General features: G+C 63.8%; 22 protein-coding genes. 19 read left to right on the top strand and 3 right to left on the bottom strand.

All coding sequences use genetic code 11. The annotated features are described in order from the left end of the window. The first annotated feature begins 64 nt into the window (after positions 1–64). From glyA (PW947_RS01795) to PW947_RS01745, 11 genes are all read left to right on the top strand, one after another. Entirely contained in the window at positions 65–1,360 is a 1,296-nt protein-coding gene (gene glyA, locus PW947_RS01795) for a serine hydroxymethyltransferase (protein ID WP_299629118.1), read from the top strand. Between the two features lie 155 nt (positions 1,361–1,515). Continuing rightward, a complete protein-coding gene (locus PW947_RS01790; RefSeq protein ID WP_299629116.1) occupies positions 1,516–2,406 on the top strand; it encodes a dihydrodipicolinate synthase family protein in 891 nt (296 codons plus the stop codon). 5 nt (positions 2,407–2,411) lie between these two features. Further along, on the top strand, positions 2,412–3,743 hold the full coding sequence (locus PW947_RS01785; RefSeq protein ID WP_299629114.1) for an FAD-binding oxidoreductase: 1,332 nt from the start codon (positions 2,412–2,414) through the stop codon (positions 3,741–3,743). Positions 3,744–3,760: 17 nt separating this feature from the next. After that, positions 3,761–5,254 (top strand): aldehyde dehydrogenase, encoded by a 1,494-nt coding sequence (locus tag PW947_RS01780; RefSeq protein ID WP_299629113.1) that lies wholly within the window; start codon positions 3,761–3,763, stop codon positions 5,252–5,254. Between the two features lie 98 nt (positions 5,255–5,352). Beyond that, positions 5,353–6,120 carry a pyrroline-5-carboxylate reductase gene (locus PW947_RS01775; protein ID WP_299629111.1) on the top strand — a complete coding sequence of 256 codons (768 nt, stop codon included), beginning with the start codon at positions 5,353–5,355 and terminating at the stop codon, positions 6,118–6,120. A gap of 142 nt (positions 6,121–6,262) precedes the next feature. Next, entirely contained in the window at positions 6,263–7,252 is a 990-nt protein-coding gene (locus PW947_RS01770) for a LysR substrate-binding domain-containing protein (RefSeq protein WP_299629109.1), read from the top strand. Between the two features lie 7 nt (positions 7,253–7,259). After that, entirely contained in the window at positions 7,260–8,306 is a 1,047-nt protein-coding gene (locus PW947_RS01765) for a GlxA family transcriptional regulator (RefSeq protein WP_299629107.1), read from the top strand. 271 nt (positions 8,307–8,577) lie between these two features. Then, entirely contained in the window at positions 8,578–9,963 is a 1,386-nt protein-coding gene (locus PW947_RS01760; RefSeq protein ID WP_299629106.1) for an L-serine ammonia-lyase, read from the top strand. A gap of 114 nt (positions 9,964–10,077) precedes the next feature. Continuing rightward, positions 10,078–11,325 (top strand): serine hydroxymethyltransferase, encoded by a 1,248-nt coding sequence (gene glyA, locus PW947_RS01755; RefSeq protein WP_299629104.1) that lies wholly within the window; start codon positions 10,078–10,080, stop codon positions 11,323–11,325. 105 nt (positions 11,326–11,430) lie between these two features. Continuing rightward, the gene (locus PW947_RS01750) at positions 11,431–11,832 is read left to right on the top strand and encodes a hypothetical protein (protein ID WP_299629102.1); all 402 of its coding nucleotides are present in this window, start codon (positions 11,431–11,433) and stop codon (positions 11,830–11,832) included. A 135-nt stretch (positions 11,833–11,967) separates the two neighbouring features. Beyond that, positions 11,968–13,446, top strand: a complete 1,479-nt coding sequence (locus PW947_RS01745; RefSeq protein WP_299629101.1) for a DUF1254 domain-containing protein — start codon at positions 11,968–11,970, stop codon at positions 13,444–13,446. A gap of 229 nt (positions 13,447–13,675) precedes the next feature. Here PW947_RS01745 and PW947_RS01740 read toward each other — a convergent pair whose 3' ends face one another. Then, on the bottom strand, positions 13,676–14,869 hold the full coding sequence (locus tag PW947_RS01740; RefSeq protein ID WP_299629100.1) for a glycosyltransferase family 4 protein: 1,194 nt from the start codon (positions 14,867–14,869) through the stop codon (positions 13,676–13,678). Positions 14,870–15,100: 231 nt separating this feature from the next. Here PW947_RS01740 and PW947_RS01735 point away from each other — a divergent pair, with 231 nt between their 5' ends. Then, positions 15,101–15,604: a septal ring lytic transglycosylase RlpA family protein gene (locus PW947_RS01735; protein WP_299629098.1), complete on the top strand. Its 504-nt coding sequence runs from the start codon at positions 15,101–15,103 to the stop codon at positions 15,602–15,604. A gap of 260 nt (positions 15,605–15,864) precedes the next feature. Next, complete coding sequence (locus PW947_RS01730; RefSeq protein WP_299629096.1) at positions 15,865–17,061, top strand: diguanylate cyclase; 1,197 nt, start codon at positions 15,865–15,867, stop codon at positions 17,059–17,061. 34 nt (positions 17,062–17,095) lie between these two features. Here PW947_RS01730 and PW947_RS01725 read toward each other — a convergent pair whose 3' ends face one another. Beyond that, the gene (locus PW947_RS01725; protein WP_299629094.1) at positions 17,096–17,665 is read right to left on the bottom strand and encodes a thioredoxin domain-containing protein; all 570 of its coding nucleotides are present in this window, start codon (positions 17,663–17,665) and stop codon (positions 17,096–17,098) included. Positions 17,666–17,831: 166 nt separating this feature from the next. On the opposite strand from PW947_RS01725, the gene PW947_RS01720 reads away from it, so the two are divergent. The 6 genes from PW947_RS01720 (at position 17,832) to PW947_RS01695 (ending at position 24,617) form a co-directional block, all read left to right on the top strand. Further along, complete coding sequence (locus PW947_RS01720; RefSeq protein ID WP_299629092.1) at positions 17,832–18,788, top strand: LysR substrate-binding domain-containing protein; 957 nt, start codon at positions 17,832–17,834, stop codon at positions 18,786–18,788. A 171-nt stretch (positions 18,789–18,959) separates the two neighbouring features. Continuing rightward, on the top strand, positions 18,960–20,285 hold the full coding sequence (locus PW947_RS01715) for an MFS transporter (RefSeq protein ID WP_299629090.1): 1,326 nt from the start codon (positions 18,960–18,962) through the stop codon (positions 20,283–20,285). 138 nt (positions 20,286–20,423) lie between these two features. Continuing rightward, entirely contained in the window at positions 20,424–21,503 is a 1,080-nt protein-coding gene (locus tag PW947_RS01710; RefSeq protein WP_299629088.1) for a porin, read from the top strand. Between the two features lie 21 nt (positions 21,504–21,524). Further along, a complete protein-coding gene (locus PW947_RS01705; protein ID WP_299629086.1) occupies positions 21,525–22,961 on the top strand; it encodes an amidase family protein in 1,437 nt (478 codons plus the stop codon). Between the two features lie 10 nt (positions 22,962–22,971). After that, entirely contained in the window at positions 22,972–24,144 is a 1,173-nt protein-coding gene (locus tag PW947_RS01700; protein WP_299629085.1) for a M20 aminoacylase family protein, read from the top strand. A 53-nt stretch (positions 24,145–24,197) separates the two neighbouring features. Next, positions 24,198–24,617: an Lrp/AsnC family transcriptional regulator gene (locus PW947_RS01695; protein ID WP_299629083.1), complete on the top strand. Its 420-nt coding sequence runs from the start codon at positions 24,198–24,200 to the stop codon at positions 24,615–24,617. Positions 24,618–24,657: 40 nt separating this feature from the next. On the opposite strand, the gene PW947_RS01690 is transcribed toward PW947_RS01695, so the two are convergent. Then, positions 24,658–25,722 (bottom strand): ornithine cyclodeaminase, encoded by a 1,065-nt coding sequence (locus PW947_RS01690; protein ID WP_299629081.1) that lies wholly within the window; start codon positions 25,720–25,722, stop codon positions 24,658–24,660. Positions 25,723–25,754 lie beyond the last annotated feature (32 nt).

Genomic DNA, 25,754 nt, shown 5'->3' with positions numbered 1-25,754 from the left:
ACAGCGGCGCGGCGTATCTGAAGGCATGAAGTGGAACGTGTTCGTGAATATCCCGGAGTCGCTCGTGAACGATAAGCTTCGATTTTTCTGCGAGTCCCTGCAAGACCGCGACCCGGTGATCTCGTCCGAGATCACGCTGGAGTTGCGTCGCCAGCAATCCCAGATCGAACTGATCGCGTCGGAGAATCTCGTGTCGGCGGCGGTGATGGACGCGCAGGGCACGGTACTGACGAACAAGTACGCGGGCGGTTATCCGTCGAAGCGTCATGACGGCGGCTGCGAGCATGTCGATCGTATCGAGGCACTGGCGATCGACCGCGTGAAAGCGTTGTTCGACTGCGAGTACGCGAACGTGCAGCCGCATTCCGGCGCACAGGCGAACGGCGCGGTGATGCTCGCGCTGCTGAAACCGGGCGACATCGTGCTCGGCATGTCGCTGGACGCGGGCGGGCGCCTGACACATGGCGCGCATCCCGCGTTGTCCGGCAAGTGGTTCGACGCGGTTCCGTACGGCGTCGATCCGCAGACGCTTCGCATCGACTACGACGAGGTGCGCCGGCTTGCCGAACTGCATCGTCCGGCATTGCTGATTGCCGGTTATCCGGCCTATCCGCGCGCACTCGATTTCGCCGCGTTCCGTGACATCGCCGACAGCGTCGGCGCGATGCTGATGGTGGACATGGCCGATATCGCGGGTCTCGTCGCGGCGGGGCGACATGCCAATCCGCTGCGCTTCGCCGACGTCGTCACATCCACCACGCACAAGACACTGCGTGGGCCGCGCGGCGGCGTCATTCTCACCACGCACGCCGACATCGCGAAGCAGATCGACGCAGCGGTATTCCCCGGCTTGCAGGGCGGTCCGCTGATGCATGTGATCGCGGGCAAGGCGGTCGCGTTCGGCGAAGCATTGCGGCCTGAATTCACCCAGTACATCGACCAGGTTCTGAAGAACGCGCAGGCACTCGGCGAGGTGTTGAAGCTCGGCGGCACGACGCTCGTGACGGGTGGCACCGACAACCATCTGCTGCTGGCCGATCTCCGGCCAAAAGGGCTGACGGGATCGCAGGTCGAAAAGGCGCTCGAACGCGCCGGCATAACCAGCAACAGGAACGCCATTCCGTTCGACACCGCGAGCGCGGCCGTCACGTCCGGTATCCGGATCGGCACGGCCGCCGGCACCACGCGCGGCTTCGGCACGCCGGAGTTCGACGAGATCGGCGTGTTGATACTCGAAGTGCTGTCGGCGCTGGAAAAAAGGCCTGACGGCGACGAACGCGTCGAACGCGCGGTGCGCAGTCAGGTGCGGGAAATGTGCAGCCGCTTTCCAATTTATTCACACGCGGACGCACTGGTCTGATCGCCATTTACGCGTCGCTGGACAACAGCGCCGCGTGACCCGGCACACGGATTTTTAACGCGACGTCACTGCATCACACGACCCCGCACGCCTTCACTTTCGCTTCGGCAAGGGCGCAGGGATCGGCAGTGTGCGTCTGAACAGGGAGAAGGTTGATGAGCTTCGAAGGAGTACACGCACCGCTGGTCACGCCGTTCAAAGCCGACGGCGAGATCGACCATGAACTGCTGGCGCAACACGCGATCGACCTGGCCGGGCGCGGCCTGTCCGGTCTCGGCGTGGGCGGCACGACGGGCGAATACTACGCGCTCAGTTTCGACGAGCGCGTGCGCACGTTCGACACTGTGGCGCAGGCGGCGGGCGGAAAGACGTATCTGACGGCAGGGATCAACGCAACGACGACCCGCGAAGTGATCCGGCTTGGGCAGGCCGCGAAACGCGCCGGTCTTTCCGCGTTGCTGGTCGCCGCGCCTTACTACGCGCAGCCGACCCAGGACGAACTGCTGCAACACATGCTCGCGATCGACGACGCGCTCGACATGCCGGTCATGCTCTACAACTTCCCCGCACGCACCGGCACGGAAATCAGCGACCGCGTGCTGGAGGAACTGCTCGCGCGACCGAACTTCATCGCGATGAAAGAGAGCACCGGCGACATCGCGCATCTGCATCATCTGGCCACGCACTTCAGGAGCAAGCTCGTGCTCAGTTGCGGCATGGACGACCAGGCGCTCGAGTTCTTTGTCTGGGGCGCACGAAGCTGGGTTGCGGGCGCGGCCAACTTTTTGCCTGAAGTTCACGTTGCGTTGCTCGATGCATGCGTCAAGCGTGGCGATTTCGTCAGCGGTCGCGCGTTGATGACGCAACTGCTGCCGGTGCTGGAACTGCTCGAACGAAGCGGCAAGTTTATTCAGTATGTCCGCTACGGATGCGAGCTGGCCGGCAAGGCGGTGGGCAATGCGCGGGCGCCGCTGGGCGTGCTCACGGACGACGAACGGCGCGCGTTTGCGACGCTCGTGCAACCGCTGCTTCGCAACGGACGCTGACTTGCATGAGCTCGAAACTCGAATTCGCCAGGTTACCTGCGGCTGACGGCGTCAACGGCTGGTGGGAGAGTCTGCCGCCGCCGTCGGCCGTGAAAACGTTGCGGGGCAACAGGCAGTTTGATTATGTCGTGGTCGGCGGCGGAATCACCGGACTGTGCGCCGCCCGGCGTCTCGCGGAACTGGCGCCGCAGGCGTCGGTGGCGCTGGTCGAGGCCGACCGGATCGGTCGCTCGACGGCAGGGCGCAATTCGGGTTTCTTCGTCGATTTGCCGCACGACATCAGCAGCGAAAGCTACTCGCGAAGCGTCGAAGCCGACAAGGCCGATATCCGGATGCAGCGTCACGGCATCGATTACGTGAGGTCGGTGGTGCGCGCGCAGGGTATCGAGTGCGACTGGCGGGACGACGGCAAGTACCACGCATCGGTCAACCGGCGCGGCAAGGATGCGCTCACGCATTTCGCGGACGGCTTGCGCCGCATCGACGAACCGTTCGAATGGCTCGACGAAACCGCAATCGCAACAGTCACGGGAACGTCGTTCTATCACGGTGCGATCTTTACGCCCGGATGCAGCACGGTGCAGCCCGCCGCGTTGATGCGCGGCCTTGCGGGCACCATGCCGTCGAACGTCGAGGTGTTCGAACTGAGTCCCGTCAAACGGCTGGAGCACGGCGGGTCCGCGAAAGTGCTGTCGTTCGCCGAAGGCACGATCGCGGCGGGCAAGGTGGTCCTGTGCACCAACGCGTATGCGGCGACGTTCGGCGAGCATCCGAACGGTCTGCTGCCGGTGTACACGTTTGCTTCGTTGAGCCGGAAGCTGACACCGGCGGAAGTCGATGCGCTCGGCGGCATCGATTCGTGGGCGCTGATTCCCGCCGATCCGATGGGCACGACGGTGCGCCGTCTTTGCACCGATCGCATCTGCATCCGCAACCACTTCGCGTTCCGGCCCGGCCTCGAAGTGTCGTCGGCGGATTTGCGCAAGGCGAAGTCGCTGCATCAACGGTCGTTCGAGCGCCGCTTTCCGATGCTCGGCGACGTCACGCTCGAATACACGTGGGGCGGCGCGCTCTGTCTGTCGGCGAATAGCGGCGCGCTGTTCGGACGGCGCGACGACGGGCTGTATCAGGCGATCGGATGCAACGGTTTGGGACTCAGCCGGGGTTCGGCATCGGGCAAGGTGATCGCCGAGTACGCGCTGGGTCTGTCGAACGACATGATCGATCAGCTTCAGCATCAACCGCAGCCTCGCCCGTTGCCGATGCGTCCGATCGCCGATGTGGCGGTGTCCGCTGCGATCTGGGTGAAGGAGTTTTCGGCAGGCGTCGAACTTTAATCGATTGAGGATACGAAATGACGACTTTTCAGGCATGGCAACAGAAAGCCGACGCGTTGACACTCGACGGGCGCGCGTTTATCGGCGGCACGCGATGCCCGGCGGCGTCCAGCGAGACGTTTCCGACCTTGAATCCGGCGAACGGCAAGGTGCTGGCTGAGATTGCCCGCTGCGACGCGAAGGATGTCGATCAGGCCGTGCTCGCCGCGCGTGAAGCGTTCGACGCGGGCGTGTGGTCGAAGGCCGCGCCGTCGCATCGCAAGGCCGTGCTGTTGAAGCTGGCGCGCCTGATCGACGACAACACCGACGAACTGGCGATACTTGAAGCGCTCGAAGCGGGCAAGCCCGTGTCCGAGTGCGTCGGGCTGGATATTCCCGAGTCGGCCGCGTGTATCCGCTGGCACGCGGAAGTCACCGACAAGCGTTACGACGCGTTGTCGCCTTCGGGCGCGGACGTCGTCAGCATGATTACGCGTGAACCGATCGGCGTCGTCGGCGCGGTGCTGCCGTGGAATTTTCCGGCGCTGATGCTCGCATGGAAGATCGGTCCGGCGTTGTCGGTCGGCAATAGCGTGATCGTCAAGCCCGCCGAGCAGACATCGCTCGCAACCTTACGCATCGCGGATCTCGCGCTGGAAGCCGGCGTACCGGCCGGCGTGTTCAGCGTCGTAACGGGTTTCGGCGAAAGCGCGGGTCAGGCGCTCGGCCTGCACCCCGACGTCGATCTGATCGCGTTCACCGGTTCGACCGAAACCGGCAAGCGCTTTCTGCGCTATTCCGCAGACACCAACCTGAAACGGGTGATTCTCGAATGCGGCGGCAAGAATCCGCAAGTCGTGTTGCCGGACGTCGCCGATCTCGACGCCGTCGCGGAGCAGGCCGTCGCCGCGGCATTCTGGAACATGGGCGAAAACTGTAGCGCGGGCTCGCGTCTGCTGGTTCCTGCCAGCATCAAGGACGCGCTGATCGGCAAGATCAAAACGGTTCTGGAAGGCTGGAAAACCGGCGATCCGCTGGACCCCGAGATGAAACTCGGCGCGTTGATCGAGCAGAAGCACTACGAGAAAGTGCTTGCGCATATCGATGCGGCGAAGGCCGAGGGCGCGCGGCTTGTGCACGGCGGAAACGCGGTGTGCGTCGAAAGCGGCGGCTGGTTCGTCGAACCGACGATCTTCGACGATGTCACGCCGGAGATGCGGATCGCGAAAGACGAGGTGTTCGGCCCGGTGCTGTGCGTGATCACGTACCGCGACATCGACGAAGCCGTCGAGATCGCCAACGACACATGCTACGGTCTCGCGGCGTCGCTGTGGACCGACAACGTGAACCACGCGCACAAGGTCGCGTCCCGGATCCGCGCAGGCACGGTCACCGTGAACTGCTTCGGCGAAGGCGACCTGTCGACGCCGTTCGGCGGTTTCAAGCAATCGGGCTTCGGCGGGCGGGACAAGTCGGTGTATGCACACGACCAGTATTGCGAACTGAAGACCACCTGGATCAAGCTGGGCTGATCCGGTCGGGTCGTTCCCCGCCGCGCCGCGCGCGGCGATTCCTTCTCTTCTGCGCGAGGTCGATCGGGTCGGCCTCGCGCACTTCGTGTTTTCAGACCATGCAAATCGGATTCATTGGAACCGGCACGATTACGCACGCAATCGTGACCGGGCTGCTCCACACCGGCGCGCCGTTCGAGCATCTCTATCTGTCGCCGCGCAACGCCGGGATTGCGGCGTCGCTCGCTGCACGCGATCCGCGCATTTCGGTGTGCGAGACCAACCAGCAGGTCCTCGATTCGAGCGACGTCGTGTGTCTGGCGGTCGTGCCGCAGATCGCGCCGGACGTGCTGCGCGCGCTCGACTTCGCCGCGCGCCATCACGTGATCAGCTTTATCGCCGGTCTGCCGATTCAGGAACTCACGCAGATGCTCGGACCGGTCGAAGCGATCGTGCGCGCGATACCGTTGCCCGCCGTTGCCGCGGGCAAGGGCAGCACCGCGATCTGTCCGCCGGACGGGATCGCGAGCCGGCTGTTTTCGCCGCTCGGCGCGGCCGTCGAAGTCGCGGACGAGCATCGATTCGATGCGTTGTCCGCCGTGACGGCGACCATGGCAAGTTTCTACGCGGTCCTCGACACGCAGGCCGCGTGGCTGGTCCGGCAAGGCCTCGACGACGCGTCGGCGCGTGCGTATCTGGCGGCCTACTGCGTCGGGCTTGCGCATCGGACCACGGAAAGCGACGCACCATTTTGCGCGCTGGTTCAGGAATCGATGACGCCGGGCGGCATCAACGAGCAGTTGCATCGGGCGCTATCGGACAAGGGCGCGTATGCGCACTACGCCGACGCACTCGACGACGTGCTCGTGCGTGTCGAAGGACGTTAGCCGGATTGTTCGCGGGACGGCTTCGACGACGTCCGCGTTATCGAACGCAAGGAGAATAGCTATTTGTCGGTGTACAGTTTGAGTCGCCGCCTGCCGCTGGTTTGCGGTCTTTCCGAGTTCGACCGCCTTGAAGGTGAGGACCATGCAGAAGAAGCAACTGTTCGCCGATAGACTGCTCGCGCAAATGCCGTCGCTGCGGGCATTGCGCTGTTTCGTCACGGCGGCCCGCTATGAGAGTTTCACTCAGGCGGCGGAGGTGCTTTGCGTGACGCAGGCGGCCATCAGCAGACAAATCAAGGAACTCGAAGATGCGCTCGACGTCCCGCTGTTCGAGCGCACCGGGCGGCACATTGCGCTGACCGATTCGGGCCGCATCCTGTACAACGCGTCGTACCTGTCGATCATGAACATCGCCGAGGCGGCCGAGGCGGTGCGGCGCTCGGACAGGCAGGCGTTGAACATCTGCATTTCGCACACGTTTTCCGCGCTGTGGCTGTCGTCCAGGCTGCCGCGTTTTCGCAAGCGCTTCCCCGAAATCAGGCTCAACGTCACCGTCACCGAGCACTTCATGGAGCTCGACGAGTTGATGCAGCCGGATCTCATCATCACGAAGAATCCGCCACGCGAACTCGAATACGACGTCGAGCCGCTGTTTCACGATGTCGTGTATCCGGTTTGCAGTCCCGCGTTCTTCGACGGTCATTTCAAGGGCAAGACGCTCAAGCCGCTGGACCCATTGAGCCACTCCACGCTGCATCTGTCGCTGCTCGGGCGCGGCCAGGTCTGCGAACACGTGGACTGGCGGGTCTGGAGCAACTGGTTCCAGCAAGGCGACGGTTCCGACCGTTACGCGCCGGGCGACCATTTCGAGAGCAACGATTACCGGCTGCTCGTGTCGCTGGCGGAAGCAGGGGAAGGCACGTTGCTCGGCTGGCATCATCTGGTTCACCGGCAGGTCGAACAGGGCACGCTGGTGCGTCCGGTGCGCGACGCGATCGTTTTCCACGACCGGCATCATTACGTGATCACGCATAAAAACGCGCGCGCCCGGCCTGAATATTTGCAGTTCAGACAATGGATCGCGGAAGAGGTCGACGCGATGATGAAAGACTGGCCGACCGCCGCAACCTGAGTTCGATATGCAAAGCCTCACAGCGACACCGCGCGGCGAGTTCCGGGACGGGCAGCCTGCGCCGGTCCGGTTCGGCATCGTGCTGCTGCCCAATTTCACGTTGACGGCCTTCTCCGGCTTCGTCGATCTGCTGCGTCTGGCCAGCGACGAAGGCGATTTCAGTCGCCCGGTTCGTTGCGCGTGGAGCATCCTCGGCGAATCGCTTGCGCCGATCCGCGCCAGTTGCGGTATCCAGATCACGCCGTGGGCCACGTTCGACGAAGCCGGCGAGCTGGATTACGTCGTCGTGGTCGGCGGACTGCTGCACGCGGGCGCGTCGGCCAGCAAGGCGACCTTGCAGTTCATCCGCGATTCGGCAGGGACGTCGGCGACGCTGGTCGGCATCTGCACGGGCGCGTTCGCGTTGATGCAGGCAGAAGTGATGACGGGTTACCGGCTGTGCGTCAGCTGGTTTCACTACTGGGATTTCATCGAGCGATTCCCGCAGACCGACGAACGCAACCTCGTCGCCGACCGGCTCTTCGTGATCGACCGGCGACGCATCACCTGCTCCGGCGGCCGCGCGTCGATCGATGTCGCGGCGGCCATTCTGCTGCGGCATTTCGATGCGACCATCGTGCAGAAAGCGCTTCGAATCCTGCTGGTCGACGATGCGCAAAAAGGCAATGCGCCGCAACCGCATCCGCCCGGCCTGCGACCCGCGACGCATCCGAAGGTGAAGCGCGCCATTCTGCTGATGGAACAGCATATCGGGCAGCCGCTCAGCCTCAGCGAAATGGCGGCCCGTCTGGAGATGTCGGTGCGGCAACTCGAACGGCTCTTCAACAGCGAAATGGCGACGACACCGCTGACCTACGGCCGTCTGCTGCGCCTGCGAACGGCGGCGTGGCTGTTGACCAGTTCGGATCGTACGGTGACTGAAATCGCATCGTCCTGCGGTTTTTCGGATGCATCGCATCTGGGCCGCGAGTTCAGGAAAGAGTACGGCGAACCACCGAACGCGTTTCGCGCGCACGGTGTGCAGCCCGAGCCTGGCGCGGCGATGCCCGCGTAGACGCTCACACAGTCTGCGTGTGCGCAGGCCTGGCCATTGCCGCGTACTCGCGGGTCGCCGGGGCGGTGCCGTAAGAATCCGCCGGGTTTCCGGGAAGCCCGTCTGGATCATCACGTCTTATGAAGATGCTAACCGGCAGTGATGGAAAAGCACACCCCTTCAAAGCGCTTTGGCCAGCGCATCCCACGCCCTTGTCGTAATCCTTCTAGCTGAAAGCGGCCGGTGCCGATGGAATGGCGGTTCGGAACAACCCCTCACCTCAAGGCCGTCGATGAACGTCAGCGTGTTCGATATCTTCAAGATTGGCGTCGGTCCGTCCAGCTCGCATACGGTCGGGCCGATGCTTGCCGCACAGACCTTTGCGCGGCATCTCGGCGAAGCCGGTCATCTCGATCGCGTGGCATCGGTCAAGGTCGAGTTGTATGGATCGCTCGGCGCTACCGGCAAAGGTCACGGCACCGACAAGGCGGTGATGCTCGGTCTCGAAGGTCATGTACCGACCTCGATCGATCCCGACATCGTCGATCCTGCATTGATTGCGATTCGCGCCGGCAAAACGCTGCGGATTCAGGGCACCCATGCCGTGCGCTTCGACGAGCGCGAGCACATCGCGTTCTATCGCCGGCTGATGACGGGGACGGCGGTGCTTCATTCGAACGGCATGCGTTTTCAGGCGTTCGACGCGGATCACACGCTGATCGTCGAGAAGGCTTTTTATTCGATCGGCGGCGGCTTCGTCGTGAATCCGGACGGCGAGCGGGTGAACGGCGTGGCGACGACCACGCCGGTCCGGTATCCGTTTCGCACCGGCGACGATCTGCTGCGCGTCTGTCACGAGAGCGGTCTGTCGATTGCGGAAGTGGCGTTCGAGAACGAATGCGCGAGCCGTTCACCGTCCGACGTCAGCGAAGGGATGCTCGAAATCTGGAGTGCGATGGCGGCGTGTGTCGAGCGGGGCTGTCGCGTCGAAGGCTCGTTGCCGGGGCCGATGAGCGTCAGGCGGCGAGCGCCCGAACTGGTGCGCCAGTTGCGCGAGCGTGGCGAAGAGTCGTTGCGCGATCCGCTGTCCATGCTCGATTGGGTCAACCTGTATGCGATGGCAGTCAACGAAGAAAACGCCGCCGGCGGCCGCGTCGTGACCGCGCCGACGAACGGCGCGGCGGGCGTGATCCCGGCCGTGCTGCATTACTACGTCAAGTTCGTGCCCGGCTCGAACCAGAAGGGCATCGTCGATTTCCTGCTGACGGCGGCGGCGATCGGCATCATCTACAAGGAAACCGCGTCGATCTCGGGCGCCGAAGTCGGCTGCCAGGGCGAAGTCGGCGTCGCGTGTTCGATGGCGGCAGCGGCGATTGCGGCGGTCATGGGCGGCACGCCGTTGCAGGTCGAGAACGCCGCGGAAATCGGCATGGAACATAACCTCGGCATGACTTGCGACCCGGTCGGCGGACTGGTGCAGATTCCGTGCATCGAGCGAAATGCGATGGGCGCGGTCAAGGCGATCAACGCAGCCCGCATGGCGCTCAAAGGCAACGGCAAACACTACGTGACGCTCGATAACGTCATCAAGACGATGCGCGAGACCGGCGCCGACATGAAGACCAAATACAAGGAGACGTCTCGCGGCGGGCTCGCCGTCAACGTGGTCGAGTGCTGAGCGAGCGCCCGACGTGAAGTAACCGTGGCATGGCGCTGCATCTGCAATGTCATTTCCGCTGTCATTCCCGCTGTCATCTGAAACCCTCTTTCTTCGTTTACTCGTCAACTCATCATGTTCAACCGCGCCACCAGCATCATCGCCAACGTCGATCCCGAACTCTGGGCGGTGATCGAGCAGGAAAACCGCCGTCAGGAAGAGCACATCGAACTGATCGCGTCGGAAAACTACACGAGCCCGGCCGTGATGGCCGCACAGGGCTCGCAGCTCACCAACAAATACGCCGAAGGTTATCCGGGCAAGCGCTACTACGGCGGTTGCGAATTCGTGGACATCGCCGAGCAGCTGGCGATCGATCGCGTGAAGGCACTGTTCGGCGCGGAAGCCGCCAACGTGCAGCCGAACTCCGGCTCGCAGGCCAACCAGGGCGTGTTCTTCGCGATGCTCAAGCCGGGCGACACGATCATGGGCATGAGCCTCGCGCACGGCGGTCACCTGACGCACGGCTCGCCGGTCAACATGTCGGGCAAGTGGTTCAACGTGGTCAGCTACGGCCTGAACGAAGCCGAAGACATCGACTACGAAGCCGCGGAAAAGCTCGCACAGGAACACAAGCCGAAGCTGATCGTCGCAGGCGCGTCGGCGTTTGCGCTGCGCATCGATTTCGAACGTCTGTCGAAGATCGCGAAGTCGGTGGGTGCGTATTTCATGGTCGACATGGCGCATTACGCCGGTCTGATCGCGGCGGGTGTGTATCCGAACCCGGTGCCGTTCGCCGACTTCGTCACGACCACCACGCACAAGAGCCTGCGCGGCCCGCGCGGCGGCGTGATCCTGATGAAGGCCGAGTTCGAGAAGCAGATCAACTCGGCAATCTTCCCGGGCATTCAGGGCGGTCCGCTGATGCATGTGATCGCCGGCAAGGCGGTGGCGTTCAAGGAAGCATTGTCGCCGGAATTCAAGGAATACCAGCAACAGGTCGTCGAAAACGCACGCGTGCTGGCTGAAACGCTGGTCAAGCGCGGTCTGCGGATCGTCTCGGGCCGCACCGAAAGCCACGTGATGCTGGTCGATCTGCGCGCGAAGAACATCACCGGCAAGGCAGCGGAAGCAGCACTGGGCGCGGCGCATATCACGGTCAACAAGAACGCGATCCCGAATGATCCGGAAAAGCCGTTCGTCACGAGCGGCGTGCGTCTGGGCTCGCCGGCAATGACCACGCGCGGTTTCGGCGTGAAGGAAGCGGAGATCGTGGGCAACCTGATCGCCGACGTGCTGGAGAGTCCCGCGGACGAAGCCAGTCTTGCGCGGGTGCGCGCCCGCGTCCACGAACTGACGCAGCGCTTTCCGGTGTACGGTTGACGCGCTGCGCGTGAGCGCGGCCGTGCGAGGTGTCGGGCTTCGACGTGCTGGTTTCGAGATGCCATTACAATCCAGCACTTCGATCCGACAACCTTGATTGGCGCCATGAAACACCTTCTTGCATCGACATTCGCAGCACTCATCGCGACCGCGAGCATGACCGCGAACGCGCAGACATCGGGCGCCAGCGAGATGTCCACGCCGCAGTGCGGGATCGGCTATGTCACGGGGATCGGCGGGTCGGCGCAAAGCCTGCAGGACTATCGGGCGCTGCCCAGCCGCGATCAGTATCGCTACCTCGCGGATAACCCGATCCAGTGCAAGGTCTCCGACGAGGGACGTGCGTCGGCCTGTACCGGTCTGACCAGTCTTCGCAACGAGGAAGTCAGCGTGTACGACGATATCGACAGCACGACGATGGCGGTCGTGGCGCGCGTCGAACTCGATCATGGAACCTATCCTGTGATCATTTACGTGCCGAAGCAGGCAGTGCGCTGTAAGGAATAGTCGCGCGGACGGTTGAGGCGCGACGCGTGCGCGACACCGCGCCGAGGCCTGACGGGCGGGCTGTTCGCGTTGGGATTGACCGTCCCGAAGCGATTTGATATTGGTCGAGGCATCGAATCACGTACGGCGGTCGACATGCCCCGATGCACAAGTGCCGATGTGTTCAACCGTTGTTCCCGCAACGGCTCGCGACGTGCAGTCGACTGGATCTGCGTCGCGCTCGCGTCGATCGTGCTGGGCGCGTGTCACACGGCAGCCACCGTCGATCCCGCGCAGCAGGCCGCCGCGCCGCCAGTCACCGCGAGCACCGCACAGATTCGCGCCATCGCGAAAGAAGCGTATGTCTACGGTACGCCGATGGTCGCGACCTATACGACGATGTACGCGTTTTCGGTGGACACGGCGAATCCGCAGTACAAGGGGCCGTTCAATACCATTCTGAATATCGCGCGCGTGTTCACGCCCGACGACACCGCCTTCGTCACGCCGAACTCCGACACGCCGTATTCGTTCGCCGGGCTCGACCTGCGTGCCGAGCCGGTCGTGATCACCATTCCGCCGATGGAACCGAAACGTTATTTCGTGTTCCAGTTGATGGATCTGTACACCTTCAATTTCGCTTATATCGGCAGCCGTACCACCGGAAATGGCGGCGGCAATTACCTGATTGCCGGTCCGCGCTGGAACGGCAGCGCGCCGGTGGGTATCACGCAGGTGATCCGCGCCGAGACCGATCTCGTGAACGTGGTCGGACGGACGCAACTGATGAATCCGGGCGACCTCGAAAACGTGAAGCGGATTCAGGCCGGTTATAAAGTGCAGACGCTTTCCGCGTTCACCGGCAACGCTGCGGCGCCGGTCACGCCGGTTCGGTGGATCAAGCCGTTGCGGCCCGACATGATGCGCACGTCGCTGGAATTCTTCAATCAGCTCGCATTCGAGTTGCAATTCGCACCGGTCAATCCGGCCGAAGCCGACTTGCGCAGCCGTTTCGCGACGATCGGCATCGTGCCGGGCGCGCGCTTCGATGCCGATGCGTTGTCCGCCGACCAGAAAGCTGCGTTCGTCGCCGGTATGCAAGACGGACAGCAAGCGATCGATTCGAAACGTGCGTCGCTCGGCGGCAAGACCGATTCGCTGTTCGGCACGCGCGCCTATCTGAAGAACGATTACGTTGCGCGCGCAACCGGTACGCAGGTCGGGATCGGCGCCAATTCACGCGAGGAAGCGCTGTACCCGATCCTCGAAAAGGATGCGTCCGGCGTGCCGTTCGACGGCAGCCAGCATCGCTATACGCTTCACTTCAGAAAAGGGCAGTTGCCGCCTGTCAACGCGTTCTGGTCGATGACGATGTATGCGTTGCCGAGCCAGTTGCTGGTGAAAAATCCAATCGATCGCTATCTGATCAATGCGCCGATGCTGCCCGGTCTGAAGACCGATCGCGATGGCGGTATCACGATCTATATCCAGAGCGAGTCGCCGGGCAGCGCGCGTGAAGCGAACTGGTTGCCTGCCCCGGCTGGACCGTTCATGGTGACGATGCGCTATTACTGGCCCAAAGCGGCACTGCTGAACAACCAGTGGCATACGCCGGAAATTCGCCGCACGCGGTGACGCCCGGTACGACTGCGCAGCAACCCGCGGCGGCAAGCCGGACGCGCACCCGGAGTACTTCGATTCCGGGTGCGCCTGCTTCAATACGAGAGTCCATACAAGTCCCACGAACGACGGCGAGCTCGACGACACACCGTTCATGCAGTTGGCGTCGCAATCCGGGGCGATCATCGTCGCAAAGCGCATTCACGCGCTGGTTCCGGAGCCGGCGCGCGGTGCGCGCCTGTCGTCACGGCGCCGGGTTCTGTTCCGTTGCGCCCGGCATCGGCACCGGCACCGGCGGCGCGCTGGTCGCGGACGACTGCGCGCGCCAGATGACTTCCTCGTAGATCGACAGGTACTCGCGATTCACCCGGCTGATGTCGAGCCATCCGAGATTCGTTCTGGCGCGCTGCTTCCATGCTTCGCGCGCGGCATCGTCGGACAGCATGCATTGCAACGCGTCCGACAACGCATGCGGATTGCCCGCTTGCACGAGCACACCGGCGGCACCGAACTCCAATGCTTCCGGAATGCCGTCCACTTCCGACGCGACGATCGCGCAGCCCGCTTCGCGCGCTTCGATCACCACGAGCGGGAACGGGTCGCGCAGCGACGCCAGCGTGAACACGTCGGCTTGAGCGAGAAACCCGGCGACGTCCGGCTGAAATCCGACGAAGTGAGTGCGATCCGCGATACCGAGCGTGGCGGCATACGCTTCGAATACGGCGCGATCCGGGCCGTCGCCGACCAGATACAGATGCGCGGGTCGCGCGTCGGTTCTGATCTGCGAGAACGCATCGAGCAACACGCCGATACCCTTGCGGTGATACATGCCCGCCACCGTCACGATGTTGGGATGCCGAAGCGCGGGCGCGGGCAGCGACGCGTGCGCGTCGATCGTGCGGCGCGGCGAACCGATCGTGCCGTTGGCGACAGTGCGCAGGCGGGTCGCGGGCACGCCGCGCGCCGCCATCGAGGTCGCCACCGCCGCGCCGACCGCGACCACGCGATCGGCAAGACTCATGACTTTCGCGGTGCGCTGAAATTCGTTATGGACCGTGCTGACAAGACGATACGGTCTTCCGACGCGAACCAGCCTTGCGACCAGCATGCCCGTCATCATGTGCGCGTGAACGATGTCCGGTTGCTCGCGCGTGACGACGCGGTTGAAGGCCACGGACATCGGCAGCAGCTTCGACGGTTTGGGTTGCTGTGCGAGGTGGAGATGCGCGACGCCATGTCGGGCGAGCAGCGCCTCGTATTCGCCGCCAGCGCTGGCGACCATCACCGTGTGTCCCGCGTTCGCCTGACTGCACGCGAGGTCCACCATGAAGTTGACGATGCCGTTGCCGATCTCCCGGACATGATTGGCGAGATGGATGATTTTCAGCGGCGCAGTGTTCCGGTCGACACTCAGGCCGACGTTGAGATCCGATTTCACCCGTTCGTCCTCCGTTGTTCTCGTTAGTGCGTCAGAAACCGGTGAACGTGGACTGTAATCGTCAGACGGGACGCGTAATGTCCGCTATCAGACAGAGCGTCGCGCTCGCGCGGATGATTTTTCTTTCGATAACTTTCGGCATGCTTGCGGAGGCGTTGGCGTTGGCGTTGGCGTTGGCGGTCGCGACCGGAATCTATAATCGGGAAGGCGACAGCCGATGAGGAGTGGCACATGGAAGGTCAACTACGCAAACTTCGAACCCTGCTCTTGCTGACGCTGTCGTGCTGGATGACCTTGGCGTTTGCCGCAAGAGAACCGGCCTCGGCCGAAGCCACTCAAGCCACCCAGGCCGCGCCGAAGGCTGCATCGCAAGCGGCGCTCGACAGGACCGGCAAGACGCGCAAGGGCAAGGCCTCTTACTACGGCCACAAGTTCTACAAGAAGAAGATGGCGGACGGCACGCCGATGAACCCGCAGTCGAATGCGGCGGCGAGCAAGACGCTGCCGCTCGGCACCAAGGCGCGGGTCACGAATCTGGAGAACGGGAGCAGCGAAGTGGTCGAGATCCGGGATCGCGGTCCTTATGTCGGAGACCGGATCGTCGATGTATCGCCGAAGACCGCCGACAAGCTCGGCTTGAAGAAAGACGGCACCGCGCCCGTTGCCGTGACGCCCACGGAAGTGCCGCAAGCCGATGGCAGTGTCAAACCCGGCGCAGCGGCATCGAAGCGCTGAGCCTTGCACCGGATGCAAGGAGTCCGGCCTTCAGTCGGAAGCCTGATAAACTCAAGGTCGGGACGCCACGGCCAGTGACGCGATCAGTCCGCGCGACACGTCCAGTTCGATCAGGGCAGCAACATCAAGCAGCACCACAGCGTATTCGGGGGAAGCGCTGCGGTAAGCCGCTTCGCAAGTGTGCCGACGCCGACCACCCCCTCGTTTATTCGTCGCATTGCGATCAGGGTCGGGCAGTGGCCCGCGAAAAGGTGTTGCTCGTGCAAAGCACTCAAACAATCTATTCTTTGCCACGTGGCCGGTTGGCCCGATGGCTGACAGCGCCAGGTCCGGAAACACCACACGACATTCGCGTCGCCCTGGTCGGCACACTGTTCGGCACCTTACCTATTTTCTTCGGCGGCGTACTCAACACGATCGCCGTCGCGTGGGTCCTCGCGCATCGCCATCCCACCTTACCTTTCCAGCTTTGGCTTGCCGCGGAAATTGCCGTGTGCACGATCCGGTTGTGCGTGCTCGTCGTGTCGCGGCGCCGGGCGGCGCAGGCGCTCTCGACACCCAGCGACCTCTATATTCTGCTGGCGCCGCTCTGGGGCGCGACGGTCGGCTACGGCGCATTCGTCAGCGCGGTCAGCGGCGACTGGGTGGCTGCGACGCTGTCGTTTCTGTCGGCGGCGGCGATGGTCGGCGGGATCTGTTTCCGCAACTTCGCCGCGCCGCGTCTCGTCGCGGTGATGATCTTCTGTTCGCTGGGACCGTGTTGTATCGGCGCGCTGCTCGGTGGCCAGCCGGTACTTCTGCTGACGCTGCTGCAGATTCCGTTCTACATGTTTGCGATGAGCGTCGCGGCCAGGCGGCTCAACGGCATGCTGATCTCGACGATGAAAGCCGAACGCGAGAACAGCCACCGTGCGCGTCACGATGCGCTGACCGGACTCCTCAACCGCGAAGGTCTTTTCAAGGCCGCAGCGCAGCGAGACACACCGCTCGTGCGTGCCGGCATGACGCTGCTCTATCTCGACCTCGACGGTTTCAAGGCGGTCAACGATGCGTATGGTCACGGTGCCGGCGACATGCTGCTGATTCAGGTTGCGTTGCGTCTGCGCGCGCTGTCGGGCGAGCAGGCGCTGGTGGCGCGCATGGGCGGCGACGAATTCGTGATCATCGATACCGTCGCCGGCGGTCAGACGCCGCAGGAACTGGCCGTGGCGATTGCGCGCGCGATCGAGCAGCCGTTCGAGCTATCGCAGGGCCTCGTGGTGACGATCGGCGCGAGCGTCGGGATTGCGAACGTGCGGGCGGAAGACACCGATATCGACGCCGTGTTGCGTCTCGCGGACACCGCGATGTACGACGCGAAGCGCAACAAGAAGAACGGCGCAAGGATCGATCACCGGACCGCGCAGCCGATGGGCTTCGCCGGCCACGCCGATATGTCGTCGCGCGTCGCCGGCTGACGCGTGCTGCGGCACGCGCGTGCCGGCGCAGCGATCAACGCAGGCGTTCGACCCACAGCGACACCTCGTCGCCGCTGCTCAGTTTCGGATCGACGATGCCATCGACCATAAACGTCGGCGATGCATGAATGCCGTTCTGCCGCGCGTACCGGGTGTGCCATTTGATCTCGCGATCGAGCTCGGGATTGGCGAACGCGTCGCGCAGTGCCACGCCGCTATAACCCTCCAGCCGCGCGATGATGTCGTTGGGCGTGGCATCCATATTCGGTCCACCGCTGTGCTTCGCGAATTCGAATTCTTCCCGATGCGCCGCGACGGCCGCCATCACCGACTTCGCCGTTTCCTTCCCGCCCGGCAACGTCGATGCCGCCAGGATAGCGCGCACGATCACGCCGGAAAACATATGCCACGGTTGCGAGTGCAGGCGCAGCTTCACCGTGATCCGGTCCGCGCCGGCCTGTTGCAACAGCGCGTCGAGCTTGCCGAACGCCCTGACGGAAAATGGACAGGTCGGTTCGAGAAAGATTTCGAACACGCGCGGGCCGTGTCCCCAGGTGAGGGGATCTGCATTCCACGTCGCGAGTGCCGGGTCGGTGTTACTCATCTTGTCGAGTCCTCAAAACAGGTCAGGGTTTGATAGAAGCGCTGCTGCCAGCGTGTCGATACGCGCAATGAGTGTGCCATAGCGCTGCGTACGACGCGCTTGGGCCGCGCACGCCGTTCTCGCTATCATGGCGGCGACCAGGGTTCGTCTCAGGCGGTGACACTCGATGAAAATTCAGCATTTGCGGTGCTTCGCGTATATCGCGGAGAAAGGCAGCATGCGGGCAGCGGCCGAACAGCTCGGCCTGTCGGCGACGGCGGTGAGCCTTGCGTTGCGCGAACTGGAGCGTCACGCGGGCGCGCCGCTGTTCACACGTCAACCGCAAGGCGTCGCGCTGACCTACGCGGGCCGGCGGTTGCTCGCGCATGCGCGCCTGATTCTCGCGCAGGTCGATCGCGCGGAAGAAGAGATCGAACAGATTCGCGGCCTGAAGGGCGGCGCGGTGACGGTCGGCGTCACGCCGTGGGTCAGTCAGACCATCCTGCCGCGCGCGCTGATGGATTTTCAGCGTTTGCGCCCGGATGTGCGGCTGGACTTCACCGAGGCCATCGGCACGTCGCACGCGGGTTTGCGCGACGGCACGCTCGATTTCTCGCTGGGTTTGGCGCCCCCCAAAAACCAGAGCGCAAACTTCATTTCGCGTCATCTGTTTTCGTGCGGACTGGCGATCGTCGGACGCGTCGGACATCCGCTCGCCGGTTGCACGTCGTTGCGCGCGCTTGCCGATCAGCGTTGGGTGATGACGATGCGCGAAGACATGCATGAACAGCGGCACAGCACGATGCTCGCGCGTCACGGTCTGGCCTTGTCGCCGGATCAGGTGCATTACGCGCGCTCGACGCTGGTGTCGATCGCGATGATGGAAGGCAGCGACATGCTGACGGTCTGTCCGTGGCCGCTGGTCGAATCGCCGCTGATGCGAAAGCGGCTCGCGGCACTGCCAATCCAGGACGAACTGCCTGAGATGACCACCAGTCTCGTGATGCGGCGCGCCGACACGCCCAGTTCCGCCGCACAGTTGATGATCGAATGTTTCGTCGACGCGGCGAGGGCGTGCCGCGATAGCACCGAACCCGCAATCCGGCGAATGATGACGTCGGTGGATTTTCTCGAAGCGGACTGAGAGAGAGGCTGAGCAGCGGGCTGAGAAGAAGGCTGCGCCGTGCGCCCGCGTGTAAAGAAAAACTTTACACCGAATTGTTTCGTTGGCTAGGACCGGTTGCGCGGCCAGTCTACGATCGTGACATGGATTCCCAACCGGGTCCGACATTCGAATTCAAGTCACGAGGCGTCAATGACAATGCAAGAGACACCATCATCGACGATCGCACCTGGCGCACGCCGCCGCGCGATCGTGTCGTCGGTGATCGGGAACGGGCTGGAGTGGTTCGACTTCGGCATCTTCAGCAGCTTCTCGATCATCATTTCGCGGCTGATGTTTCCGGCCCAAAGCGGCACCGCGATGTTGATGGTCGCATTTGCAACCTTCGGTATCGCGTTCGTCGTCCGACCGTTCGGCGGCATTCTGCTCGGCATGTATGCGGATCGCGCGGGTCGCAAGGCGGCGCTGTCCGCGATCATCCTGATGATGTCGGCAGGGACGTTGCTGATCGGACTGACGCCGGTTTACGCGTCGATCGGTATCGCGGCGTCGGTGCTGATCGTGTTTGCGCGGATGTTGCAGGGCTTTTCCGCGGGCGGCGAATTCGCCAGCGCAACCGCGATGCTGCTCGAATATTCACCTGCGGGCCGTCGCAATCTGATCGGCAGCTTCCAGGCCTGTTCGCAGGCGCTGTCGTTCGCGCTCGGCGGCGCGGTCGCGTATCTGCTGCTGCACAATCTGTCGCCGGCGTCGTTGCACGAATGGGGATGGCGCCTGCCGTTCGTGTTCGGCTCGCTGATCGGGCCGGTTGGCTACTACATCCGCTCTCGCGTCGATGAATCGCCGGAGTTCGTCGCGTTCGTCAACCAGAAGCGTCATGTGCCGGGCGAGCGTCTGTCGCTGGCCGGCATCGTGCGCCGCTATCCACGGCAATTGCTGGCGACGCTCGGCATCGTCGCGGTCTGTACGACGTCCTCGTATGTCGGGCTCATCTATATCCCGCTGTTCGCGAGCGGTCAGCTTGGAATCGATGCGGGCACGGGCCAACTCGGCATGCTGGCCGGCGCGCTCGTGCTGCTCGTCATGTGCCCGCTGACGGGCTATCTCGCCGACCGTTACGGCCGCCGCCGTGTCATGGTTCTACCGATGGTGCTGTACGGCGTGCTCGCGTATCCGTTGCTCGCGAATCTGATGAGTGCGCCCGGCGCGGCAAGCCTGATGCGCTTCGAAGTGGTCGCCGCTTTCCTGACCAGCTTTTTCTGGGGACCGTCCGCGGCAGCGCTGGCCGAAGCTTTTCCGGTGCAGATCCGCTCGACCGGCATGGCGATCGTGTACAACCTCGGCGCGATGTGTTTCGGCGGTCTCGCACCGCTGATCAATACGTGGCTGACGCGCGTCACCGGCGATCGCCTGGCACCCGCCTGGTACATCGCGGCGAGCGTCGTGCTCGGCACCCTCGGCGTGCTTGTCATGACGCAGCGCGAATCGCTTGCCCGGGACGCGCGCCAGCACGCCTGACCGGCGCTTCCGTCTCCGTTTCCCCGTCGTTTTCCCCATAAGACCCACAGAAGGTTGCCGGCTCGCCAGCCGGCCGACCGGGGCGGCTTCGCGCCGACGATTTCGATCGACCGCATCACCACACTGGAGACCTTCCTCGTGAAACGCGTTATTGCAGCGACCTGCGTACTTTCTCTCGCGAGCGCGACCGCCGCCGCGCAATCGACGGTTACGTTGTTCGGCAGCATCGACAACGGCTTGACCTACGTGAACAACTACGGCGGTCATTCGCTCATGAAGATGCAGGACGGCATCAACAAGTCCAATTCGCTCGGCTTTCTAGGCTCCGAAGATCTCGGCGGCGGGATGCGCGCGTTCTTCAAGCTGGAAAACGGCTTCTCGGCGAATACGGGGGCGTTGGGTCAGGGCGGATTGATGTTCGGCAAGCAGGCCTACGTAGGACTCGGCGACAAGGCGATCGGCGAAGTGACGATGGGTCGCCAGTACGACTATACGGTGCTGCTGGAACGCTATCTGCCGTGCCTGAATTGCGGGCTGTTCGGCGTGCAGAACGCCGATCTCGATCGCGTATCCGGTGAGCGTCTGAACAATGCGGTGCAATTTACGAGCGCGACCGTCGCGGGCTTCAAGGCCGGCGCGATGTACGCGTTCGGCCAGAACGCCGGTACGTCGTCGACGAATCTGGGCCGTGCGATCAGTGCGAATCTGCAATACGCGTACGGCGGCTTTTCCGCCGGTGTGGTGTTGACCGACATCGACAAGGCGCCGGTGTTCGCGGGCCTGACCGGCGCGGCGACGGTACTCGGCCGCACGGTGACGCCGACCACGACGCTGATCGTCGATAACCAGCGGATTCTCGGCGCGGGTGCGACATACGTATTCGGCGCGTGGAGTGCCGCCGCGCTGTACACCAACACGCATCTGAAGCTGGCAGGCCGCGCCGCCACCGACCAGGTGCTGCACGTCGGCGGCGACTGGCATGTGCGGCCCGATTTCGTGCTGGCGGGCAAGGTGTCGTTCGATCGCTTCGAGTCATCGCGCTGGTACACGCTGACCGCAGGCGTCGATTACCTGCTGTCGCGGCGCACGGACATCTATATCGATATCGACGCGCAAAAGGCGAGCGGCGCGGGCACGGTGGCATCGATTGCACTGACGGCGCCATCGTCCACCGACCGTCAGATCGTGTCGCGCGTGGGTATCCGTCATCTGTTTTAACGCGCCATTTCAAGGAACTTCATGATGGGAAGCATGCAATCCGGGATCGCAGAAACGACCTTGCCGACCGACCTCTGGCGGTGGGACGCATGGCAGCTTGCGGACGCCATCGCGCGCGGCACGATTTCGAGTCGCGAGGCGGTGACGAGTTGTCTCGCGCGCATCGACGCGGAGAATCCGCGCATCAACGCGCTCACGCATGTCACGCGCGAGTCCGCGCTGCGCGCCGCCGACGAGGCCGATGCGCAGCGCGCATCGAACGCACCGTGCGGTCTGCTGCATGGCGTGCCGGTGACGATCAAATGCAATGTGGACGTCGTCGGTGAACCGACTACGCATGGCGTCGTCGCGAAACGCGATTTGATTGCGCAGACGCACAGTCCGGTGGTGACGAATCTGCTGAAGGCAGGCGCGGTGATTGTCGGGCGCACCAACACGCCCGCGTTTTCGATGCGCTGGTTTACCGACAACGCGTTACACGGCCGCACCCTGAACCCGTGGAACGACACGCTCACGCCGGGCGGTTCGTCGGGCGGCGCGTCGGCGGCGGTCGCAGCCGGTATGTGTCCGGTCGCGCACGGCAATGACCTCGCCGGTTCGGTCCGCTATCCGGCCTACGCATGTGGTGTAACGGGCTTGCGTCCGACGGCCGGGCGTATTCCATCGTTCACGCCGAGTTCGGGCGAATTGCGCACGTTCGCCGCGCAATTCTTCGCAGTTCAAGGGCCGATTGCGCGATCGGTACGGGACCTTCAACTGAGTCTCGCCGCCATGTCCGCAGCGGACGCGCGCGATCCGAACTGGGTGCCCGCGCCGCTGACCGGTCCGGCGCCCGACGCGCCGATCAAGGTGGCGCTGGTCGACGAATTCGACGGCTTGCCGCTCGACCCAACCGTGCGCGACGCTTTGCATCAGGCCGCGCGGTGGCTGACCGACGCGGGTTACGTCGTCGAGCGGGCGGCCCCGCCGGATATGCGCGAGGGCTTCGATATCTGGATGACGATCGCGATGACTGAAATCTCGACGGGCTTCGCGCACGCGATCGAAGCCGACGGCGACGACGCGGCGCGCCACGCGTTGCGCGGCATGCAGGCCCGTTTCGGCAGCGCAACGCTCGAAGGCTACATTCAGGGGCTGGCGCGCCGGGATCGTCTACGTCGCCGATGGAATGGGTTCCTCGAACAGTATCCGGTCGTGCTGATGCCGACCTCGCTCGATATGCCGTTTCGCTACGGTATGGATCAGGAAGGCGACGCCGCGATGTCGCGCATCCTCGATGCACAGTTGCCGCTGAAACTGATCGCCGCGCTGAATTATCCGGGCCTGAGTGTGCCGACGGGCGTTCACGAGGGCGTGCCGGTCGGGGTGCAGATCGTCGCCGGTGCGTTCCGCGAAGATCTGTGTCTCGCAGCCGGTGCCGCGATCGAGCAGCGCGCGCGTATGCCGTTCGCGTTTTGACGGAGACGCCATGAATCATCCGTTGATCGGCGCAATGCAGGCGCAGGCGGAGCGCTTCATCGCGTTGCGCCGCGACCTGCATCGTCATCCCGAACTGGGCCTCGCCGAAACGCGTACGTCCGACGTGATCGCGGCGCAGCTCACCGCGCTCGGCTACGCGGTGACGCGGGGCATCGCGCAGACCGGCGTGGTTGCCACGCTCACGCGCGGCAGCGGACGCAAGCGGCTTGGCTTGCGCGCCGACCTCGATGCATTGCCGATCCAGGAAAGCACCGGGCATCCGTGGCAGAGCGTTCACGACGGCGTGATGCACGCGTGCGGCCACGACGGCCACACGGCGATGCTGATGGCCGCCGCGCACTATCTGGCGACCGATGGCACGTTCTCCGGCACCTTGCATCTGATTTTCCAGCCTGCCGAAGAGCATCCCGGCGGCGCGAAGATCATGGTCGAAGAAGGGCTGTTCGAGCGCTTTCCGTGCGATGCGGTCTTTGCGATGCACAACATGCCGGGTGTGCCGCAAGGTCATCTGGTGTTTCGCGAAGGACCGGCGATGGCGTCCAGCGACGACGTGACGATCGTCATCACGGGGCGCGGCGGACACGGCGCCATGCCGCATCGCGCATCGGATCCGGTGGTGGCGGCGGCGAGCATCGTCATGGCCTTGCAGAGCATCGTGTCGCGCAACGTCGATCCGCAGCAGACGGCCGTGGTGACCGTCGGCGCGCTGATCGCGGGCAGCGCGAACAACGTGATTCCGGACAGCGCGCGGCTCGAACTGAGCGTGCGTGCGCTCGATCGCGACGTGCGCGATCTGCTGGAGTCGCGGATTCGCTCGCTGGTGACGGCGCAGGCCGACAGCTTCGGCGTGCGTGCCGACATCCGGTACACGCGCGACTATCCGGTGCTGGTCAACGCGGCGGCTGAGACTGCGTTCGCACGATCGGTCGGGCTCGACTTGCTCGGTGCGGATCGGGTGACGCTGCAAGGCGCGGCGCTGACCGGCAGCGAGGACTTCGCGGTCATGCTGGAGCATTGCCCGGGCAGCTATCTGCTGATCGGTAACGGCGCGGGCGACGGCGGCTGCATGGTGCACAACCCCGGCTACGACTTCAACGACGACAACATCGCGATCGGCAGCGCCTATTGGGCGTTGCTGGCCGAACGTTATCTGACCGACTGAGGAAGGTGAAGCCGCCGCTGTCCGCATGGACGGCGGCGGCTTCGATACATGAGATGGACGATATCGATAGAAAACTGATTGCGCTGATGCGTGCCGACGCGCGGATGAGTGTCGCGACCCTGGCCGCAAAACTCGGCGTCGCGCGCGGCACGATCACGCACCGGTTGCGCCGTCTGGAAGACGCGCAGGTAATCGTGGGTTATACGATCAAGCTTCGCCCCGAAGCCGAGCCCGATCAGATTCGCGCGTGGATGGGCGTTCAGGTGGAAGGCAATCAGACTCACGAAGTGATTGCGAGCCTGCTGGGCGAACCCGCTGCGGTCGCATTGCACGACACCAACGGGCGCTGGGATCTGTGGGCGGAATTGCGCGCGAGTTCGCCCGCCGAATTGTCGAAAGTGCTTGAACGGGTGCGCTTGATCAAAGGTATCCGGCATACCGAAACGAGCATTCTGCTCAAGAGCTTTCGCTAGGAACGGCCGCCTATGCGCGGCCGTTTCCATCGATGCCGTTTTATGCAAACACGGCGGGTCCGGTGTTCGTCGTGTGCCTGTCGAGCACGCCGAACAGGTTCTTCGGATCGTCGCTGTGCGGAATCAGTTCGACGACGTCGCCGATTCCGAGTTCGGCAGCTGTGTCGCGAATAAAGGTCAGCGCCGAGTAATCCTCCAGCGCAAAGCCGACCGAATCGAACACGGTCACTTCCGCGTCGCCGCTGCGTCCCGGCGCCGTTCCCGCCAGCACCTGCCAGAGTTCCGTGACGGGAAAGTCGGCCGCCATCTGCTGGATATCGCCTTCGATACGCGTTTGCGGTTCGTACTCGACGAACACGTTGCCGCGCGTCAGGACGTCCGCGTGCAGTTCCGTCTTGCCCGGACAATCGCCGCCGACCGCATTGATATGCATGCCGGGCGCGATCATGTCGGCGCGCAGGATCGTCGCGTTGGTCTTGTCGGCGGTGACGGTGGTGACGATGTCCGCGCCTTGCGCCGCGTCGGCCGCGCTATTGCATACGACGATGTCGAGGCGCTGATCCACGAGATTCGCGACGAGTTTCGCGGTAGCGGCGGGATCGACGTCGTACACGCGCAGCGTACGAATGCCGACGAGATCGCGGAACGCGATCGCCTGGAACTCGCTTTGCGCGCCGTTGCCGATCAACGCCATCACGCGGCATTCGGGGCGCGCGAGCGTGCGGGCCGCGAGCGCCGACATCGCCGCCGTGCGGATCGCGGTCGTCAGTGTCAGTTCCGATAGCAGACGCGGTGCGCCGGTGTCGACATCGGCGAGGACGCCGAATGCCATGACGGTCGGCAAGCCGGCGCGCGTGTTGGACGGATGACCGTTGACGTATTTGAACGCGAATTCGTGTGCGTCGGCGATCGGCATCAGTTCGATCACGCCGTCGCGCGAATGACAGGCGACGCGCGCGCTTTTATCGAATTCGGGCCAGCGTAGAAAGTCACGCTCGATGCGCGCGGCGACACCGGCGATGCAGCGTGAAAGACCGACGCGCTGCACGATCCGGATGACGTCGTCGGCGCTCAGATAAACGGTAGTGGGAAGGCGGGACTGCATTGGACACTCCTGACATCGTTGAACAATGAGAA

The organism is Paraburkholderia sp. (assembly GCF_028283785.1).
Lineage (GTDB): Bacteria > Pseudomonadota > Gammaproteobacteria > Burkholderiales > Burkholderiaceae > Paraburkholderia.
This window is presented reverse-complemented; position numbering and strand designations above follow the sequence as displayed.

What these genes read in the sequence shown, in the direction of transcription:
- PW947_RS01780 (WP_299629113.1), top strand. Translation starts at nt 3,761, where the DNA reads ATGACGACTTTTCAGGCATGGCAACAGAAAGCCGACGCGTTGACACTC.
- PW947_RS01725 (WP_299629094.1), bottom strand. Translation starts at nt 17,665, where the DNA reads ATGAGTAACACCGACCCGGCACTCGCGACGTGGAATGCAGATCCCCTC.
- PW947_RS01700 (WP_299629085.1), top strand. Translation starts at nt 22,972, where the DNA reads ATGAATCATCCGTTGATCGGCGCAATGCAGGCGCAGGCGGAGCGCTTC.
- PW947_RS01765 (WP_299629107.1), top strand. Translation starts at nt 7,260, where the DNA reads ATGCAAAGCCTCACAGCGACACCGCGCGGCGAGTTCCGGGACGGGCAG.
- PW947_RS01750 (WP_299629102.1), top strand. Translation starts at nt 11,431, where the DNA reads ATGAAACACCTTCTTGCATCGACATTCGCAGCACTCATCGCGACCGCG.
- PW947_RS01695 (WP_299629083.1), top strand. Translation starts at nt 24,198, where the DNA reads ATGGACGATATCGATAGAAAACTGATTGCGCTGATGCGTGCCGACGCG.
- PW947_RS01760 (WP_299629106.1), top strand. Translation starts at nt 8,578, where the DNA reads ATGAACGTCAGCGTGTTCGATATCTTCAAGATTGGCGTCGGTCCGTCC.
- PW947_RS01715 (WP_299629090.1), top strand. Translation starts at nt 18,960, where the DNA reads ATGACAATGCAAGAGACACCATCATCGACGATCGCACCTGGCGCACGC.
- PW947_RS01745 (WP_299629101.1), top strand. Translation starts at nt 11,968, where the DNA reads ATGCCCCGATGCACAAGTGCCGATGTGTTCAACCGTTGTTCCCGCAAC.
- glyA (WP_299629104.1), top strand. Translation starts at nt 10,078, where the DNA reads ATGTTCAACCGCGCCACCAGCATCATCGCCAACGTCGATCCCGAACTC.
- PW947_RS01690 (WP_299629081.1), bottom strand. Translation starts at nt 25,722, where the DNA reads ATGCAGTCCCGCCTTCCCACTACCGTTTATCTGAGCGCCGACGACGTC.
- PW947_RS01770 (WP_299629109.1), top strand. Translation starts at nt 6,263, where the DNA reads ATGCAGAAGAAGCAACTGTTCGCCGATAGACTGCTCGCGCAAATGCCG.
- PW947_RS01735 (WP_299629098.1), top strand. Translation starts at nt 15,101, where the DNA reads ATGGAAGGTCAACTACGCAAACTTCGAACCCTGCTCTTGCTGACGCTG.
- PW947_RS01785 (WP_299629114.1), top strand. Translation starts at nt 2,412, where the DNA reads ATGAGCTCGAAACTCGAATTCGCCAGGTTACCTGCGGCTGACGGCGTC.
- PW947_RS01720 (WP_299629092.1), top strand. Translation starts at nt 17,832, where the DNA reads ATGAAAATTCAGCATTTGCGGTGCTTCGCGTATATCGCGGAGAAAGGC.
- PW947_RS01790 (WP_299629116.1), top strand. Translation starts at nt 1,516, where the DNA reads ATGAGCTTCGAAGGAGTACACGCACCGCTGGTCACGCCGTTCAAAGCC.
- PW947_RS01705 (WP_299629086.1), top strand. Translation starts at nt 21,525, where the DNA reads ATGATGGGAAGCATGCAATCCGGGATCGCAGAAACGACCTTGCCGACC.
- PW947_RS01775 (WP_299629111.1), top strand. Translation starts at nt 5,353, where the DNA reads ATGCAAATCGGATTCATTGGAACCGGCACGATTACGCACGCAATCGTG.